Annotated in this window: 11 protein-coding genes; 2 read left to right on the plus strand and 9 right to left on the minus strand. The window is 45.8% G+C overall.

Features of this window, described 5'->3' with window-relative positions:
• Positions 1-209: 209 nt before the first annotated feature.
• From H6F88_RS11815 to H6F88_RS11855, 9 genes are all read right to left on the minus strand, one after another.
• Positions 210-1,307 (minus strand): chemotaxis protein CheW, encoded by a 1,098-nt coding sequence (locus H6F88_RS11815; RefSeq protein WP_190642933.1) that lies wholly within the window; start codon positions 1,305-1,307, stop codon positions 210-212.
• Positions 1,304-2,416: a protein-glutamate O-methyltransferase CheR gene (locus tag H6F88_RS11820; RefSeq protein ID WP_190642934.1), complete on the minus strand. Its 1,113-nt coding sequence runs from the start codon at positions 2,414-2,416 to the stop codon at positions 1,304-1,306. The genes H6F88_RS11815 and H6F88_RS11820 overlap by 4 nt, the downstream gene beginning before the upstream one ends.
• Positions 2,417-2,504: 88 nt before the next feature.
• Entirely contained in the window at positions 2,505-3,587 is a 1,083-nt protein-coding gene (cheB, locus tag H6F88_RS11825; protein ID WP_190642935.1) for a chemotaxis-specific protein-glutamate methyltransferase CheB, read from the minus strand.
• Position 3,588: 1 nt separating this feature from the next.
• Positions 3,589-7,146 (minus strand): Hpt domain-containing protein, encoded by a 3,558-nt coding sequence (locus H6F88_RS11830; RefSeq protein WP_190642936.1) that lies wholly within the window; start codon positions 7,144-7,146, stop codon positions 3,589-3,591.
• Positions 7,147-7,315: 169 nt separating this feature from the next.
• Positions 7,316-8,767 (minus strand): methyl-accepting chemotaxis protein, encoded by a 1,452-nt coding sequence (locus H6F88_RS11835; RefSeq protein ID WP_199333562.1) that lies wholly within the window; start codon positions 8,765-8,767, stop codon positions 7,316-7,318.
• Between the two features lie 188 nt (positions 8,768-8,955).
• On the minus strand, positions 8,956-10,404 hold the full coding sequence (locus H6F88_RS11840) for a methyl-accepting chemotaxis protein (protein WP_242050506.1): 1,449 nt from the start codon (positions 10,402-10,404) through the stop codon (positions 8,956-8,958).
• A gap of 1,306 nt (positions 10,405-11,710) precedes the next feature.
• Entirely contained in the window at positions 11,711-12,187 is a 477-nt protein-coding gene (locus tag H6F88_RS11845; protein WP_190642937.1) for a Rieske (2Fe-2S) protein, read from the minus strand.
• Between the two features lie 51 nt (positions 12,188-12,238).
• On the minus strand, positions 12,239-13,279 hold the full coding sequence (locus tag H6F88_RS11850; RefSeq protein WP_190642938.1) for a hypothetical protein: 1,041 nt from the start codon (positions 13,277-13,279) through the stop codon (positions 12,239-12,241).
• 196 nt (positions 13,280-13,475) lie between these two features.
• Positions 13,476-13,805, minus strand: coding sequence for a peptidase (locus H6F88_RS11855; RefSeq protein ID WP_190642939.1), 330 nt, complete (start codon positions 13,803-13,805; stop codon positions 13,476-13,478).
• A 1,379-nt stretch (positions 13,806-15,184) separates the two neighbouring features.
• Between H6F88_RS11855 and H6F88_RS11860 the strand changes: the two genes are divergently transcribed.
• Together H6F88_RS11860 and H6F88_RS11865 are read left to right on the plus strand one after the other, a co-directional pair.
• Positions 15,185-15,916 (plus strand): aspartate/glutamate racemase family protein, encoded by a 732-nt coding sequence (locus tag H6F88_RS11860; protein ID WP_277882164.1) that lies wholly within the window; start codon positions 15,185-15,187, stop codon positions 15,914-15,916.
• Between the two features lie 17 nt (positions 15,917-15,933).
• Positions 15,934-17,172, plus strand: coding sequence for a Zn-dependent hydrolase (locus H6F88_RS11865; protein ID WP_190642941.1), 1,239 nt, complete (start codon positions 15,934-15,936; stop codon positions 17,170-17,172).
• The last annotated feature ends 1 nt before the right edge of the window (position 17,173 follow it).

Genomic DNA, 17,173 nt, shown 5'->3' on the forward strand with positions numbered 1-17,173 from the left:
AGTTCTAGAGGCTCTGCGTCCGCTTCGTTGTAAATGGAAGCAGAGCCTCCGAAGTGGCATTTCCAGGCTTTGCCTGGAAACAGACGCTTGTAGGCTTTTTGTACTGTGAAAGTGATAGAAGAGAGATAGAAATTGGTACAAGGCTCTTCAACGTATGCCGTAGCAATAATCACTAATTACTGCTACGACACAATCTCATGACCCGGCAATTAAATAGCTTCGTCAATGATTAATCCGCTGTTAAAGAAAATCCTTTCCATATCTAGAATAGTCATTGCTCTCTCATGATAAGAAGCAATTCCCTGGAGGTATTTCTTATTGAGGTTAATGGAGTCACTCACGTTGGGACCCTTCATGACTTCTCGTTGATCCAGGAGAAACATCGTATCGCCAATCTCTTTGACCATTACCCCAACGACCACATTTCTGACCTCGATCACCATCGCTTTAGAACCCTCAATTGCTTTGACTGAACGCTCAGCGGGGTCTAAGAATTCATGCAAATCAATCAGAGTTAGAATCTCACCGCGCAAGTTCATGTTGCCAACGATGTAGCTTGGGCAACAAGGAACAGGCGTTACCTTGCGAACATCTACAAATTCACGCACGACTTCTACATCAATGCCAAAAAAATCATCACCTAAAGCAACCACGACAAGAGGCTTTAGGTCTTTTGAGTCTTGCGGTTGAACTGAAACTTTTAAGTTGTTGGCTCGCTTTCGGAAAATTTCCCTTTCCTGGGGCGTTGCATTGGGAAATAGGGTTGTTTGTCGTGCTAGTGGTGCCTCATATCCATTATCTTGCGGTTGATCTGCGTGCAGGTTGGTCTGAAATTCTGCTGGAAAATCTTTTGTAGATAGCAATTCTTGAATTTCTGCGTACCAGAGCCAGTTGCCTGGATTGCTCAAGATAATGATGTTTTCGTCACTAATAATTCCAGCAATGATTTTTTTCCGCTCAACGTCTGTCCATTCCTGATCATGAAAAATTTCAGTGTTGATTTCTTGAGCAGGTATAGTTCTGATGTCGTCAATTTGATTCACAATGATGCCAACACGCAAGTCTTCCCACTTTAAGATTACTAAGCTATCCGTCAATCGATACTTGAGTGGAGAATGACCTAGCGTCAGGTTCAGATCCATGACCGGCACGGACTCCCCTTGAAAATCGATGATACCAACAATATCGCGAGAAGCTTTTTGAGTGGGAGTGATGTCGGGTAGAGCAAAGACTTCTTCGACATACATTGTATCGATGCCGCAGCGCTGTTGATTAACGCTAAAGGTAAAGTAAGACTGTTGGCTCATGATAGTTCCTGGTCAAGACTTTTGAGTTCTGTTTCTAGCTGTAGAATCAGTTCGGCAGCAGTTAAGTTTCCTAATTTTTGAATGGTCGTATCGGGCGGAAGCTGTCTGAGCAAGTTGAGTGCAATTTGCTGCATTCTGATGCTTCTTCCAACGTGAGGATTGTCACCCAGGTCATCATCGGTATCAGAGGATAAATTTTCTGCATAATAGCTCTGCTGTTCATCTAGTGTTGATGAAAGGGATGCAGTCGTTGAATCGTTTGCTGTACGCTGATAAATAAGTGATTCTGTAAATACTTTAATTTGGAATGGATTGAGATTTTGATTGGAGAGTTCGGCGTGCCCGGTCAGCAAATATCCAAGAGGTTTAAGAGTGCGGTGGAACTTGCTTATAACTTTGGCGATCGCCGCTCTTTCAAAATAAATAAAAACATTACGACAAATAATTAAATCCATATCCCTCAATTCAGAATCCTGTTGAGGAAACTCGTCTTTGATCAGATTTAGAATCTGAAAACTCACCATCTCTTTGATGCTTTGATCAAGCTTATAGCGATCATGAATGAGTTGAAAATATTGCTGCTTAACGTCGGGGTCAACATTTCTAAACGACCACGGGCTGTAAATTGCTTTTTTTGCTTTCTCTAAAGCGAGCTGATTAATATCTACACCTAAAATCAGTAAATTCCATTGCTCTAAGTCAGGAATAAGCTCTTTTAACAGGATGGCAATTGAGTAAGGTTCTTCTCCTGAAGAGCATCCCGCACTACAGATGCGAATCGTTTTACTGTCTTGATTTTGCTGAATCAGTTCAGGCAGAATTTGGTTCCGTAAAAGCGAAAACTGTTCTGTGTCACGAAAAAAATAACTTTCACCATTGGTCAACAGTGTAACCAGATCTAGCCATTCCTGATGGCCATCGGCATTAGAAGACTCTAATAGCTGATAGTATGCCGTTGATGAATCTAATTTAAGCGCCTTCATCCTTGAAGAAATTTTTGTGCTTAAACTTGCCTGATCTCTTGCTCTAATTTCTATGCCAGTGTGCTTGGCAATGAGCCGAACAAATGCTTCTCTTCGCTCTGCGCTCAAAGGTTCTGTTGGTGACACGTTTAGTTTCCTAACACTCCTCATTAAAATCTTGCAAACTTGATCCAACGGCATTTATCGATTTACAGTATTTTGTGATTTGCTATTGTTAGTCTCTACGACTAGCTAGATAAGAAGAATTAGTGTGTAGTAAGGATAATAATGTCGGGGCGATCGCCTGAATCGGCAAAATCTGTTTTGCGGCTCCCAGGCTAATTGCTTCTTTAGGCATTCCAAATACAACGGAAGTCGCCTCATCTTGAGCGATCGTAAAACCGCCTGCTTCGGCGATCGCCTGCATCCCATCCGCGCCATCTCTACCCATCCCCGTCAACAAAATTCCTACCGTTGATTTCCCATACGCCTTGGCAGCAGAAATGAAAGTAACCGTTACTGAAGGACGATGCCCTCCTAAAGGTGAAGCGTCAGAGCAGATAAATCGCCCTCTAGAGTCCAGCTCTAAATGTCGTTGCTCAGGTGGGAAATAAATCTTTCCTGGTTTTGGCAGATCTCCTGGCTGAGCAATTTGAATGGGTAGAGAGCAACTGTTGGCAAGCCAATCAATCAAGCCTTGCAAGAAGCCTAGACAAATGTGTTGGACACAAATGATTGGAAGTGGAAAATCAGACGGTAATTGAGTAAACACATCGTGAAGAGCTTGAGGTCCCCCCGTTGATGCTCCCACAACCACAATTTTAGGTTTGTGATAGAAATCTGGCTGAAAGACAGAAACTTTATCTGATTCTAGCTTTTTGGGTTTACTATTAATCTTTCGTTTTCTAGTGAGAACTCTAACCCCAGAGAGGATCTGAATTTTGTTGATTAATTCTTTCCCAAACGCCTGATTGTCAATCGTTAAACCAGCAAGGGGTTTTGGGAAAATATCAACGGCTCCTGCCTCTAAAAGCTGGAAAACTTGATGAGTGTCCTCGTCCTGGACAGAAGCACTGATAACTAATATAGGGCGAGGATAAAGTGCCATCACCTCGGATGTAAAAGTGAGTCCATCCATGCGGGGCATATGGAGGTCTGTGCAAATCACATCAGGTTTCACCTCCGGAATCATCGCCAAAGCTTCTAGTCCGGATTTGGCTTCTCCTACGACCTCAATGTCAGGAGATGAGCTTAAAATCCGCTTTAAGATAGTGAGAGCAATCTGAGAATCTTCAACCAGCAAAACTCGAATGGGCATTTTAATTAACCAATCTTTCTAAGATTTCTAGAAGCACATCCTGGTTAAACTTTCCTTTAATCACGTAGGCATCAGCACCCGCGTCAGCGCCCCTTTTCTTGTCTGCATCTGAATCTAGCGTCGTGACCAGAATAATAGGTAGGTTCTTATATTCCTGCTGTTGACGAATTTTTGCAGTGAGAGATAATCCATCCAGGTTGGGCATCTCTACGTCAGATAACACCGCATCAAATGAACGAGTTTGCAGCTTATTGTAGCCATCTAATCCATCAACAGCAATGACCACTTCGTATCCTGCTCTCTCCAGAAGCCGCTTTTCCTGCGTGCGAACTGGAACGGAGTCTTCTACCAGCAAAATAGTCGGTTTTCGTCGAACGGTTTTGGGTTTGAGTGCAATCGCAGGAGTGTTTTGCTCCTTCAACGATTTGATCAAGTCAGGAGCATTCAAAATGGTGCAAACTTCTCCGGTTGGCAGAATGGTGGCTCCTGCGACGTGGCGTACCCGCTTCAGTACTTGGCTTTGCGGCTTAATTACAATCTCTTGGGCATCAAACAGGCGATCAATGAAAAATCCGGCTCGCTCTTCCCCAACTTTGAGCAAAACGCATTGCTGCAAATTACTTTTTCGTCGATTTGTGGTGATGGGTGGAGTGTAAGCGTGAGATTCCCACAGTTTCAACATTTCGCTCAAATCTGCGACCGGGATATCTTGTCCATTCCAGCTAATAGTGGCTTTGTCTTCAGTTGTAGAGATCTGACTTTCAGAGATTAAGAGTGTTGTCTCAAGATATTCAATAGGCAAAGCATGAATGAGCCCCTGTACGTCTAGAAGAACGGTATCAATCGTTGTTAAAGTTGTGTTGAGCTGAATTCGGAAGGTGCATCCTTGTCCGGGGTTGGATTCAATTTGAATTTCTCCCTTCAACCGCTCAATGTTGTTTCTGACAACGTCTAAGCCAATACCTCTACCGGAGATTTCTGTAATGAAGCTGCGAGTTGAAAATCCAGGTACAAAGATGAGTGAATGAATCTGACTTGGGGACATTGCTGCCAGTTCTTCTGAGTCATACAATCCGCGCTTAAGGGCAGTTTGTTTAATCCTCTCAAGATCTAACCCACGTCCATCATCTGCAACCTCAATGACGATTTTATTATCAGTTTGGTAACCCTTTAACCAGATTTTGGCAGTAGTGGGTTTGCCCAGGGCTTGCCGTTCACTGCGAGTCTCAATGCCGTGGTCAATAGCGTTGCGAACCAGGTGCATCAAGGAGTCTTTGATTTCTTCAAGAATACTTTTATCAGCGGTGGTGTCACCCCCTTCAATGATTAACTCTACGTCCTTAGATTGCTGTTTGGCTAAATCTCTAATAGTGCGAGGAAGGGGTTGAAACACCGTAGAAAGAGGAAGCAGTCGCAGGGTGCGAATTTTTTCTCTGAGTTCTCCAGAAATCTTGTCGAGTCGAGTACTGCTCTCTTGAGCGGAGATTCTGAGAGAGTTAATGGTTTTCTCTAGCTGTTCCTGGTAAGCAATGGACTTGGAGGAGGCTTTAGAGGACAATCCCTGGTTTCTGCTACTGCTTCTCCAATCTCTCCAAAGGTTAGACATCTCCTCAATCACCACAGCGATTTGACCTATGCTGGTTTTAGTAACGGTGAGTTCTTCAGCTTGGGTCATTAAAGCATCGAGATCACGAGTTGGAACGCGAATAGTGTCGATGCGGTAGAGTTCGTTAATTTCAGAGGAAGGAGAGAGGAGAGTTTGCTCGGCAGGGGTTTGAGTGGGGGCAACTGTTTCTGGAGCAAGTACCTGAGTATCTGGAGCCGGTGATGTTTCGACCAGGTTGTTGAGGACTTGGGCTGTATCAACTTGGCTGATTTGTCCGGTTACTGCTTCATGAACCAGTTTGCCGATCGCATCTAACCCTTGATAAAGGCGATCGCTCACTTCCACTGTTAGAGCAATGCGTTTGTGCTTAAATCCTCCTAAAACTTCTTCAATTTGGTGAATTAGGGTTTCTACAGGGTCTACTCCAACGCTTCTGGAGTCTCCCTTGAGGCTATGGGCTTCTCGCAATAACTGCTCTAGCGTTGCTTCATCTTCGGGGTGTTTTTCGAGTCGCAGCAAGCCTGCCTCGATCCGCTGTAGTCGCTCTCGGCAAGCAATCTTATAAATCTCTCGAAGTTCGTCATCCTCGATAAAGGTTGCAGCGCGTGGGGCGGTTAAATCTGCTGTTTCAATCGTGATTTCAGTAGCTTCTGCTTCGGCCGTTTCTAATATGACTTCTGCTTCTGATGAGACTGATGCTTCCTCAAGGGTTAATAACAGAAGCTCAACCCAGTGCAGCACATCTACTGCACTGGGTTGACCTGTGACTGTTTCTTGAACTAGTTTATGAATCGATTCTAGTCCTTGATGCAGGCGATCGCTGACATCAAGGAAGGCAATCCTTCCTAATTGGATAGCCTTGAGAATCTCTTCTACGTGGTGGGTTAGCGTTTCTACCGCATCCGCTCCAACTCCTCTAGAGTCTCCTTTAATGCTATGGGTTTCCTGCTGTAGCGCTTCGAGGGTTGCCTGATCAGTAGGGTGCTGTTCCAGGTATCGCAATCCCTCCTCCAGTTTTTGGAGGTGGTGCTGGCTGGAAATTTCATAGAGGTGACGCAATTCTTCGTCTTCTATGAAACTTGATAGGGCAGGAGAAAGAGAGTCCGGTGAAAACTCTTCTGGATAATCAACGACTTTCACCAATTGATCCAAAATTTGAATGACATCAGCAGTGTTGGGTTGTCCTGTTACAGCTTCGTGGACGAGTTGTCCGATCGCCTCTAGCCCTTGACGAATGCGATCGCTCACTTCAGTGTTAAGGGCGCACCGATGGGATTGAACGTTCTTGAGAATCCCTTCGATTTGTTGGATCAATACCTCAATATCTTCAACACCGACACTCCTAGAGTCCCCTTTAAGCCCGTGAGCTTCGCGACGCATTTCTTCAAGGGTCGTAGCATCATTGGGGTGTCGTTGAAGATAAAGCAGTCCTGCTTGGAGTTTCTGTAATCGATCTTGGCTAGAAAAATCATACAAATTTCGCAGCTCTTCGTCGTCAATAAAACTCGACAGAGCCGCAGAGTTAACCGGATTTTCTATAGCAGGATCAAAAGGCTGTTGGGTTTCCAATTCTTGATGAGCTGCCATTAGCAGTTCAACGATGTGGGGAATGTCTACTTCGCTCTGCTGCCCCGTCACCGCTTCGTGAACCAGCATATTGACTGCTTGGAGTCCTTGCTGGAGGCGATCGCTCACTATGGCAGTTAAAGCAACTCGTTTCGTCTGAACGGTTTTTAGAATTGCTTCAACCTGTTGAATGATCGCTTCAACCGTTTCTACGCCTACACTTCTTGAGTCACCTTTGAGGCTGTGAGCATCTCGCCGTAGCTCTTCTAAAACAGCTTCATCATCTGGATGTTCTTGCAAGCGTAGAAAACCCGCTTCTAGCCTCCGCAGCCGCTCCTGGCTGGAGAGTTCGTACAGATCCCGAAGCTCTTCATCATCAATTTTCATAGTTCATCATTGCTTATGCCATTGGCGATCGAAGGGATGATGCCCCCTGATTTAGAACTGTCCCTATCGAATTTTTGGGAAAGCAGGAATCTTGCTGAACTACCTGCTGCAACTTCAAACTAGTGGATTCAATTAGCTACTACCGATTACTAACGATTAACTAGACTCCCTAAATCAATCGCTTGAGATTGAGAGCGGTTTCATTCAATTGCTGAGTTCCTACTTTGGCTTGCGTGATACCGCTAGCAGCTTCTTTTGCCCCTTGATTGATCGTTTCCATTGCCTGAACAATCTGCTGGATGCCATCCAGCTGTTGCTTCAGATTAAGTGAGATCTGTTGGTTGTTGAGAACCACCCGGTTAACTGCATCTGCTGCTCCAGCAAAGGCTTGCTCCGTTCTTCTTGCAATGTCTACGCCCGTAGAAACCGTTTTTGTGCCTTCCTCAGTCACCATCACAGTTGAGCTAATTGCATTCTGAATCTGAGACACCAGTTCATTAATCTTGTCGGCAGATCTTTGGCTTTGGTCTGCCAACTTACGAATCTCGTTAGCAACGACAGTAAATCCTTTACCATGTTCGCCCGCTCGAACGGCCTCAACCGAAGAGTTGAGCGCCAGCATGTTGGTTTGGCTAGCAATATCAGACACCAGTTGAGAGATACTGCCGATTTGTTGGGCTTGCTCACTCAGCTGCAACATTTGTTCGGCGATCGTTCCAACCTTCTTCTCCAGCATAAACATGCCTTCTAGGTTCTCTCCCACGGCTTGGTTGCCCCCCTCTGTTAGCTCAAGTGCCTGTCGTGCCGCTGCTGCTGCTGCCTTGGCTTGCTCGGCTGACTGTCGGAAAGAAGCCTCTAACTCATCCATCGTGGTGGTTGTTTCATTCACCGAAGCAGCTTGCTGGTGAGCAATTTGCTCCTGCTCCTCAACCGTCGTAGCAATCTCATTGGAAGAAGTCGTAATGTAGCCAATAGATTTCTGAAGTGCCCGACTAATTCCTGCCGTAATTAATCCACCCGAAACTATGGTTAACGCCGAAGCTGAGAGAGTACCAGCTACCGCTATCAGGAGCAAAGCATTTCCAGCAGCTTCCGCTTGACGCTTTTTCTCATTCAGAAGAGTCAGTTGTTCTTGCAAAATTGCATCTGTTGTCGAGTCTAAAGTAGACACTCTCAAGTTTTCTACGAGCTGAGTTGCTTGCTCAACTTGACCTGCTCTCACCAGAGAGAGCACGTCTTCCCCAACCGCTGCAAAGCTTTCACCATCTGCTAATACAGCCTGCATTTTCTCTTTATCCTCGGGGTTTTCTAACACATCAAGGATTCCTATAGATGCTTGCTGATAGCGCTGAAATCCATCTTGATAAGCAGATTGATAAGAATCAATTTGCTCAGGATTAACAATCGCTGCTCTCGTGATCCTAGCCATTCTGCCTAGACCAAGTGCCAATTGAGTGACTTGATTAATTGTGGTGTATGAAGCCTCTATCTCTTCGTTTCGCTTTTCCCGATCCAACGCATTCACGTAGGTAGCTCCACCCAAAATAAATAGCAGAATTAAAGGGGGCATGTATCCCAAAAAGATGCGAGTTCTAACTTTCAGACTATTGAGATTCTTCATCGTTACCCTAAAAATTCCTGCGGCATTGAATTGATTGATCAGTTGTAATGAGTCGTTGAGCCTAACTATTAAGTACTAGAGCCGCGCCACTTCTTTCAAAACCAGAACAGCATCGTTGAGTTGTTCTGTATCTGCCTTGGTTTAAACTCTATCTTTTGCTCAGGGATAAACATGCCCAGAAACCCTCTCTAGACCAATCGCTTGAGCGTCAAAGCAGTTTCGTTCAGTTGCTGAGTTCCTACTTTGGCTTGCGTGATACCGCTAGCAGTTTCTTTTGCCCCTTGATTGATCGTTTCCATTGCCTGAACAATCTGCTGGATGCCATCCAGCTGTTGCTTCAGATTAAGTGAGATCTGTTGGTTATTGAGAACCACCTGGTTAACTGCATCTGCTGCTCCGGTGAAGGCTTGCTCCGTTCTTCTAGCAATATCTACGCCTGTAGAAACCGTTTTTGTGCCTTCCTCAGTCACCATCACGGTTGAGTTAATCGCATTCTGAATCTGAGACACCAGTTCGTTAATCTTGTCGGCAGACCTTTGGCTTTGGTCTGCCAACTTACGAATCTCGTTAGCAACGACAGTAAATCCTTTACCATGTTCGCCCGCTCGAACGGCCTCAACTGAAGAGTTAAGCGCCAGCATGTTGGTTTGGCTAGCAATATCAGACACCAGTTGAGAGATACTGCCAATTTGTTGGGCTTGCTCACTCAACTGCAACATTTGTTCGGCGATCGTTCCGACCTTCTTCTCCAGCATAAACATGCCTTCCAGGTTCTCTCCCACTGCCAGGTTGCCCCCCTCTGTCAGCTCAAGTGCCCGTTTCGCTGCTGCTGCTGCTGCCTTGGCTTGCTCGGCTGACTGACGGAAAGAAGCCTCTAACTCATCCATCGTAGTTGTTGTCTCATTCACCGAAGCGGCTTGCTGGTGAGCGACCCGTTCCTGCTCTTCAACAGTTGTCGCAATCTCATTAGAAGAAGTCGTAATATCTCCAACTGATTGCTGCACTTTGCGGCTAATTCCAGAAGCAATCAGAAAACCTAAAAGTGCAGTAATAGCAGTGGCGATCGCAGAACTGGCCAATACTACATTCAGGAGAAATTTCTTAGATGCTTCCCCCTCAAGCTTTTTCTCTTCTAAAGCGGCAACTTCTTGATCTAAAATCCCCCTGACCGTCGTATCCATTTCATCCAGAATGATTGTAGTGACAAGCCCTTTAGACTCTTCAAATTGTCCCGCTTTTGACAGGGTGATAATTTGACCAGCTACTTCTTGAACTTCCTCAGCCTGCACCAAAACGGTATTCATTTGTTCGATAGTTGCAGGATCATCGAGCAGTGGAATCAACTCCGCAGAAGCTTGCTGGAATGCTTGAAGTCCCTTCTCATAACCTTCCTGATAATGAGGATCACTCGGGTCAATCACCTGACCTCTCAATGCTCTAACCATTCGAGAAATTCCAAGTGCGGTCTGCTGTGCTTGAAAAACCGTGTTTTGGGCAACTTCAATTTCCTCATTAAGTTTTTCTCTGTCTAAAACATACGAATATGTCACCCCGCTCAAGATGAGCAAGATCAGGACAGACGGAAAATATCCCAAAAAGATACGTGTTTTGAGCTTTAGGTTGCCAAGGGTTGCCATTGTTTACTCCAAAATTTCTTGTGGGAACAACTAATCGGATATGGATAGATGCATCGAGGCAGTCAAGCTCTGAAGCGAATAGAGCTACGCCATTTCCTTTAAAACTAAAGCAGCATGGTTAAGCTGCTCAGTTCCTACTTTGGTTTGGGTTAAACCAGCGGCAGTCTAGAGAACCCATGAACAAAAAATTGGTGAGAAGGTGAATTCTCATGTTTGGCTTTACAGATAAACTGACAAGTTACTATCACATTGAATTGCTCGATTTTCTAACGTGGTAATTCTCTGCCTGAACGGTTATGCTACGCGAGTTTTGCTCAAGTCGTCTCATCATAACTACTGAAAAATCACCCATAATCAGGATGCTTTTTAGTAAAAATAGTTGTACAGTCGGCCGACAAATTTGTGCGGAAAAAAGAACAACAAAAAGTTGCTTTGTAACCTAATTGGTTAATAGCTACAAAGCTTCAACTTAAGCTTTAAAAGATTAAGTTGGCATATTTAATTGAGTGAATTGCTTATAGTTTCAGCGTGAATTGTTGAAGTTTGTACGAGTCTTGTCAAGCTGTAAGAACTAAAGCGCGGACAGGATGCATCCAAAATATATAGCCTTGCATAAAACGTTGTAGGAGGCAGACTGATCCTGAACCATCATCAAAACAGGCGCGTTTGATGTATAAAAAACTACAGACAAAAGTTCGCTACTGAATTCTACAAAATCTTTAGAGACTGATGATGCACCTACGCCTCACACATTCTAGGTATTTTAAAGTATGCAAGACATGTCATACACCCACTCGAATTGTATTGCGCCTCTTTCCTCATCAGCAAGCTCTTCTAGCAATTTTCATTAATTGTTCATATAGCATTGCTAGAAAACCCGCAACGGCTAAGGAACGTGGGAGTACTCCCCGGAGGGGTATTTTGGCTGGGCTAAATATAACGGCTAATCTTTTAGTGCTGTGATCAATCTTCAATGCGATCAGACATTAAACAGCATTTGAAATAAGATACTGAGAGCTTAATAGCAACTTAAGCACAGCATGAACACAGCATGAAGCGAATTTTCTAGAGTGTGTCCAAGTTATACCAATTCCAAAAATTAGGGCTATGGATGGAAGGGCACCCCGCGTCGCGGGGTGCCCTTCCATCCATAGCCTCTTTTTAGAGAAACGGTATTAAAACCTGTATAGCTACAGCTATACAGGTTAGGACAAGAAAAAGGAGCAGGGCTTAGCCCTGCTCCTTTTTCTTGTCCTATTTTTCTTGTCCTAATTGAGATGACTAGCGCTATGGAGTAAGAGACCCCTTAAGCGAGCTTCACCAGGATTGAGTCTCCCTCAACTTTCACATCATAGGTCTGCAGGGGTTCTTCGGCAGGACCCTGTGTCACATTTCCAGCTGGGTCAAACTCAGCATTGTGGCACGGACAGACAAAGGAATTGACAGCGGTGTGCCATTCTACAAGACATCCAGTGTGAGTACACTTTGGATTGACTGCGGTTGGAGCAGTTGGGTCATTAGCATTTCTCACAATCACAACAGCCACCTCAGGAGGAACGATCGCCCCAGATTGAGAAGCCTGTAGTGCGGTTAAGCTGCCCACTGGAATAAACCCATCGTCACGGGGTGCCATCTCTAGCGTGCCAGTCCCCTCACTAGGTGCTGCTTCAGGCGCTGCGGCTTGCTCTTCCTCCGGAGAACTCGTACAAGCTGCAATGGCGATAGGCAAGGAAGCAGAAATCCCAAACAAACCAACCCAGTTAATAAACTCGCGACGATCCATAAATCTCAAACCTCACTCTTAGTATGATCCGTTAACCTGAGACAACCTCATTTACTGAATAGGTTGTCCTTCAAATTTGAGAGCCTTGTCTCCGGCTTCTGCAAAAGCTCTAGCAAGCTCAAGATATTTTCGCCGTTCAGCCTCATCAATGATTCCGGCATGAATAAACTCACCGTCACTGTCTACGGCTGCTGGCGGCATACGATTCGACTCCATGACTCGTACAATCGTATGACGAATTGAGAGCGCCTGGTTTGGGTAATTCATGATGCCGAGTGGAGCAATAAACGAGGGGTTGCCAGGATTATGACAAGTTTGGCAATCGTGCTTGCGTGACTCTGCATCTAATGCACGGTAAGTCTGATCAAGTTCCTCAGTGTAGGGATTATCCTCGGAGAGCAAGTAGGAGAACAGCGTCACACGGGGTTCTTGTTGCCCGGTCTCACCGATCCAGGTCCAGCGACCATCCCACGTTCTGGAGTTGTAATCACGAGAGCGATCTTTTTCTGCTGAACGCAGCACGGCTTTGATTTTCCCTTGCTCTATCACCATAAGTACTTCAGGAGAAAACTGGAAAGATTCCCACTTTGTTCTGGAGTGCCAGTATGGATAGGGATATTCGCCTAGACCTAGATCATTACGATATTCATAGGGGAAATAGATAATCGTTTGCTGAGTTCCTGCATTCGCATCCCCAACCTGTTCGATTCTATAGTCACCCTTAAACATGAATACTGAGAGATATACTCGCCACATGACAAGGGGATGGAATCGAGTTGTCGTCCTTAAAGTCCTGATGTTGTAGTTGTTCCTTTGTAATTGAGTACCCCAAAGTACAGGAACGGCTGTAGCGTCGGACAGAATCTTAGAATCACCTAGCTTTTGTCCGCATTCATCACGAGCTGCCGAATCTGAAGGATCTGCTAACGGACAAGCAGCAATAACTTCTTTTGCAATCTCTTCGGCAAGTCTGGTTTCTGCATTAGCAGGTTGCCCACCACTCAAAAAGCCTGCAAAAAATACTCCAAGCATCGCAGCGATGGCTAGCAAGGCCATCAGAAGCGTTCGACGAAGCCTACGCCCTTCAAACATACAAATTCTCTCCGGCAATAATGCTGTGTGGTTTGGATCGCTATTTCAGCTTGCAACATCTATTTTTTAGAGTCTTAGTATCTGCGTTGCCGCAGCCCAGATCTGCTGCTAGCAGGTACTAGCAACAGGACTAAGATCAACGAGTCACTCAAAGCAGAGCGATCCATAAAATTTTGAGAAACAGCTTGGTTGCAAACTATCTCTCGATATAGTCTGGAGCCACTTTTTCAGAACGGCTGCCACTCAAAGTATCTTTCATAGAGCGTTGACGAGATAGGCTTGTCATGCTCATTCCTGTAACTAATAATCCTGCTAGACCCAATCCATTGAGGAGGGGGTAAATCCCTTGTAATCCAAAGATTCTACCTGAATGAACTTGAACTAGAAACCCCGCCACGCTATTCAGGGAAAGCCATTCGCTAAAAATGGGGTAAGCCATTCCTGAAATTATGGTCAGTGCTAGGGGCAAGCACATGATTATGGCAAGTTGTCGATGATAACGGCGAAAAGCACTGCTTAATCTCATTTTGCACTCCACTATGATGCAGGACGGAACAGCGAGCAGCAGGCAATCAACTTAATAAACTCGCGAGATAACTAGACACAAGTTTTCACCTAGCGATCGCCACTTAGAACTAGTCGCAATTCGCTACAAACTAGACCCAGGAAAATTGGATCAACCAATGTCTTTCAAAGGGCTGTTAGTCTGCTATGAAGAAGCTTGTGGTCGTGTCTCAGTGCTTTTAAATTGACTACTAATAACTCACAAAAACGCCTATTCACGTATCTGCGAGGGAACTACACTATTGCTCCATTTGAGCAGGGAAAGTAGTCCTGCGCTGCACAGATAGGTGAGTCAATTCCGCACTCAAAAAGCTATTCGGCTCCAAGTAGCCTTGCTCAACAGTCACTATGAAAGGTAGTGAAGGTGGAAGCTAACAACAGCCCAGCGTATTAAAAAGACTGGACTGACTGAGCCTAGTAGATGCTTTTGCACTTTAGTGTCCTCGGGTTGGCGTTGATTAACTCAAATTCTCCGTTTCAGAGAAAATTTTTCTGAACCTTGACCGTACTGGCGAAGGTCGAACTTCAATTTCCCATGAGATATTAGTAGGTCATGGAAGTACGTGTAAGTATTAATTACGACAAAATAATGAAAAATGCAAGACACATCTTGCTTAAGATAGTTGTCAATTTGCTTTTTCAAACTCTGGATAAGCAGATTAAGTAGAAATCAGATAGTTAGTAGACCGTCTATTATAGAAAGAAACTGCAAAGATCCTTGAAGCGAGAATCTTTTGCTATTTAGAACATGGTGGTTTCAACAGCAGAAGGTATGACAGCTCTTTATTCCGCTTGTTTGCTTAGAGTGCGGAATTATACTCTAATGTATGAAATTATACTTATACTTTTTAGATGGCTACTCCTATACAGATAATGACTTTGGTTACGCAAGCAGTATCTTTGCGGCTCGAAATCGCTACTTCAACGCTCCTGTCCTAAGCTTTAGAGTAGAGGAAAGATTTTGAGTTCTTTTTGATAAGCTAATACAAGGTTTTCCAAGGCTTTCTCCCATTTTTGGGCAACTAACGGCTAAGCGAAAAGCAGAACTACCAACTAGGTTTGTACTCAGCTCCCTAACCGCACCAAACTGCCGCTTTCGTCAACCCAGCGAAACTTCTATAACCTTTCTCTAAAAAGAGGCTACGGATGGAAGGGCACCCCACAGTGCGGGGTGCCCTTCCATCCGTAGCCCTAATTTTTGGAATGGGTACAAGCTGAACGAAAGAGTCCTGTTAGCCTCAAAAGGTGGGGTAAAAGTGAGAAAAAATGCCAAATTGCTGAAGGAAAGCAACTACTCTATCTAGATACCCTGCCCCTTGCGCTGCCCTGTGATTGTCATTCATGAAAATCAAAGTCATCAACCCCAACACGACTGCTAGCATGACCGAAAAGATCGGCATCGCGGCTTGCAGAGTCGCTAGTCCTGGCACTGAGATTATTGCTTGCAATCCAACCACGGGTCCAGTTTCAATCGAAGGACACTACGACGAAGCCCTGAGTGTGGTAGGAATCTTGGAGGAAATTCGCAAAGGGGAAACAGAGGGGGTTGATGGTTATGTGATTGCCTGTTTTGGTGATCCGGGGCTGCTTGCGGCACGTGAATTGGCAAAAGGTCCGGTTTTAGGAATTGCCGAAGCTGCCATGCACGCTGCCACTTTTGTGGCAACAGGATTTTCCATTGTGACGACGTTAAGCCGCACTCAAATCATTGCTCAACATCTGGTCGAACGTTATGGCATGACTCACTCTTGTCGCAAAATTCGAGCTGTTAACCTGCCCGTTCTCAGTTTAGAAGCAGACTCATTCGCTAAAACGATGATTCTGAAGGAGTGCCAAATTGCGCTAAAAGAAGATGGCTGTGGGGCGATCGCCCTGGGCTGTGGCGGCATGGCTGACCTGGCGACTGAGATCAGCAGCCAGCTTGGCATTCCAGTAATTGATGGCGTGAGTGTGGCGGTGAAATTTGTGGAGATGTTAGTCAGTCTAGGATTGACCACCAGTAAAGTTGGCGACCTGGCATACCCGATCGCCAAACCCTATATGGGAATGCTGTCTGCCTTTGCTCCCCAATAACTTTCAGGATGCATCTGATGATTACTACTTCGCTCCTTTCTATTAATGGCGATCGCCTCAACGACAGCATCAATCGTCTAGCCCGAATTGGTAAACAGCCCAGTGGCAGCATTTGTCGCCTGGCCTTTACCCCAGAAGACTTGCAGGCTCGCTATCTGGTGCAGCAGTGGATGGTTGAGGCAGGCATGAGCGTCAAAACAGACGCAGCCGGAAACCTGATCGGCACCTACGCTGGCAAAGAGAACATCCCTGCCCTGGCGACTGGCTCTCACATTGATACGGTTCCATCAGGGGGACGCTTTGATGGCGTTTTGGGTGTGCTGGCTGGGATTGAGGTGGTACGAACCTTGCGGGACAATGATCTGCGCCCAAGGCATCCGATTCAAGTCATTGTTTTCACCGATGAGGAGAGCAGCATGATCGGTTCTCAGGCGATCGCTGGAACCGTTCTGCTTAACGCTCCTGAACAGTACAAACCCAAAGTAGGCGAATCAATCCAGGCGTGCCTGGAAAACCTGGGCGGCAACTGGGATGACCTGGCTACCGCCAAACGCACTCGCGCAGACCTGACCGCCTTTGTAGAACTGCACGTCGAGCAAGGCGCAGTCTTAGAAAACACTCAAGCTGAAATCGGAGTTGTCCAGGGTGTTGTCGGGATGGTGCGTGAGGCGATCGCCATCACAGGTCAAGCAAACCATGCAGGCACGACTCCAATGGATACGCGCCAGGATGCCCTCGTTGCTGCTGCCCAAATTGTCCTAACCGTTCAGGAAATTGCCCGACAGATGCCTAGCCGACCCGTTGCTACCGTTGGCTACCTGACAGTTTCCCCAAACGCGGTAAATATTGTGCCCGGTCAGGTCGAGCTAACCGTAGACATGCGCGACTTGTCGAAAAACTGCCTGAATCAAATGCGGATGCAGCTCAAGCAGGCTGTGGAAGCGATCGCCGCCGCCACCCACACCGCCATTCAAATCACGCCGCTGCTTAATGTTGAACCCACTCCCGCAATGCCCCAGATTCAAGACACGATCGAATTAGTCTGCCGAGAACTAGGGCTAAGCTACTGCTACCTGCCCAGCCGTGCCGGACACGATGCCCTGGAAGTTGGTCGAATCACCGACATGGGCATGATTTTTGTGCCTAGCCAATCGGGGGTTAGTCACTCCGAAGCCGAATACACTTCTCCCCAACAGTGCGTTCAGGGTGCAAATGTGCTATTGCACACGCTGCTGAAGTTAGACAAGATCTATTAGG

The sequence above is a fragment of the Oculatella sp. FACHB-28 genome (assembly GCF_014696015.1).
Classification (GTDB): domain Bacteria; phylum Cyanobacteriota; class Cyanobacteriia; order Elainellales; family Elainellaceae; genus JAAUTN01.

What these genes read in the sequence shown, in the direction of transcription:
- cheB (WP_190642935.1), bottom strand. Translation starts at nt 3,587, where the DNA reads ATGCCCATTCGAGTTTTGCTGGTTGAAGATTCTCAGATTGCTCTCACT.
- H6F88_RS11865 (WP_190642941.1), top strand. Translation starts at nt 15,934, where the DNA reads ATGATTACTACTTCGCTCCTTTCTATTAATGGCGATCGCCTCAACGAC.
- H6F88_RS11815 (WP_190642933.1), bottom strand. Translation starts at nt 1,307, where the DNA reads ATGAGCCAACAGTCTTACTTTACCTTTAGCGTTAATCAACAGCGCTGC.
- H6F88_RS11860 (WP_277882164.1), top strand. Translation starts at nt 15,185, where the DNA reads ATGAAAATCAAAGTCATCAACCCCAACACGACTGCTAGCATGACCGAA.
- H6F88_RS11845 (WP_190642937.1), bottom strand. Translation starts at nt 12,187, where the DNA reads ATGGATCGTCGCGAGTTTATTAACTGGGTTGGTTTGTTTGGGATTTCT.
- H6F88_RS11830 (WP_190642936.1), bottom strand. Translation starts at nt 7,146, where the DNA reads ATGAAAATTGATGATGAAGAGCTTCGGGATCTGTACGAACTCTCCAGC.
- H6F88_RS11840 (WP_242050506.1), bottom strand. Translation starts at nt 10,404, where the DNA reads ATGGCAACCCTTGGCAACCTAAAGCTCAAAACACGTATCTTTTTGGGA.
- H6F88_RS11850 (WP_190642938.1), bottom strand. Translation starts at nt 13,279, where the DNA reads ATGTTTGAAGGGCGTAGGCTTCGTCGAACGCTTCTGATGGCCTTGCTA.
- H6F88_RS11855 (WP_190642939.1), bottom strand. Translation starts at nt 13,805, where the DNA reads ATGAGATTAAGCAGTGCTTTTCGCCGTTATCATCGACAACTTGCCATA.
- H6F88_RS11835 (WP_199333562.1), bottom strand. Translation starts at nt 8,767, where the DNA reads ATGAAGAATCTCAATAGTCTGAAAGTTAGAACTCGCATCTTTTTGGGA.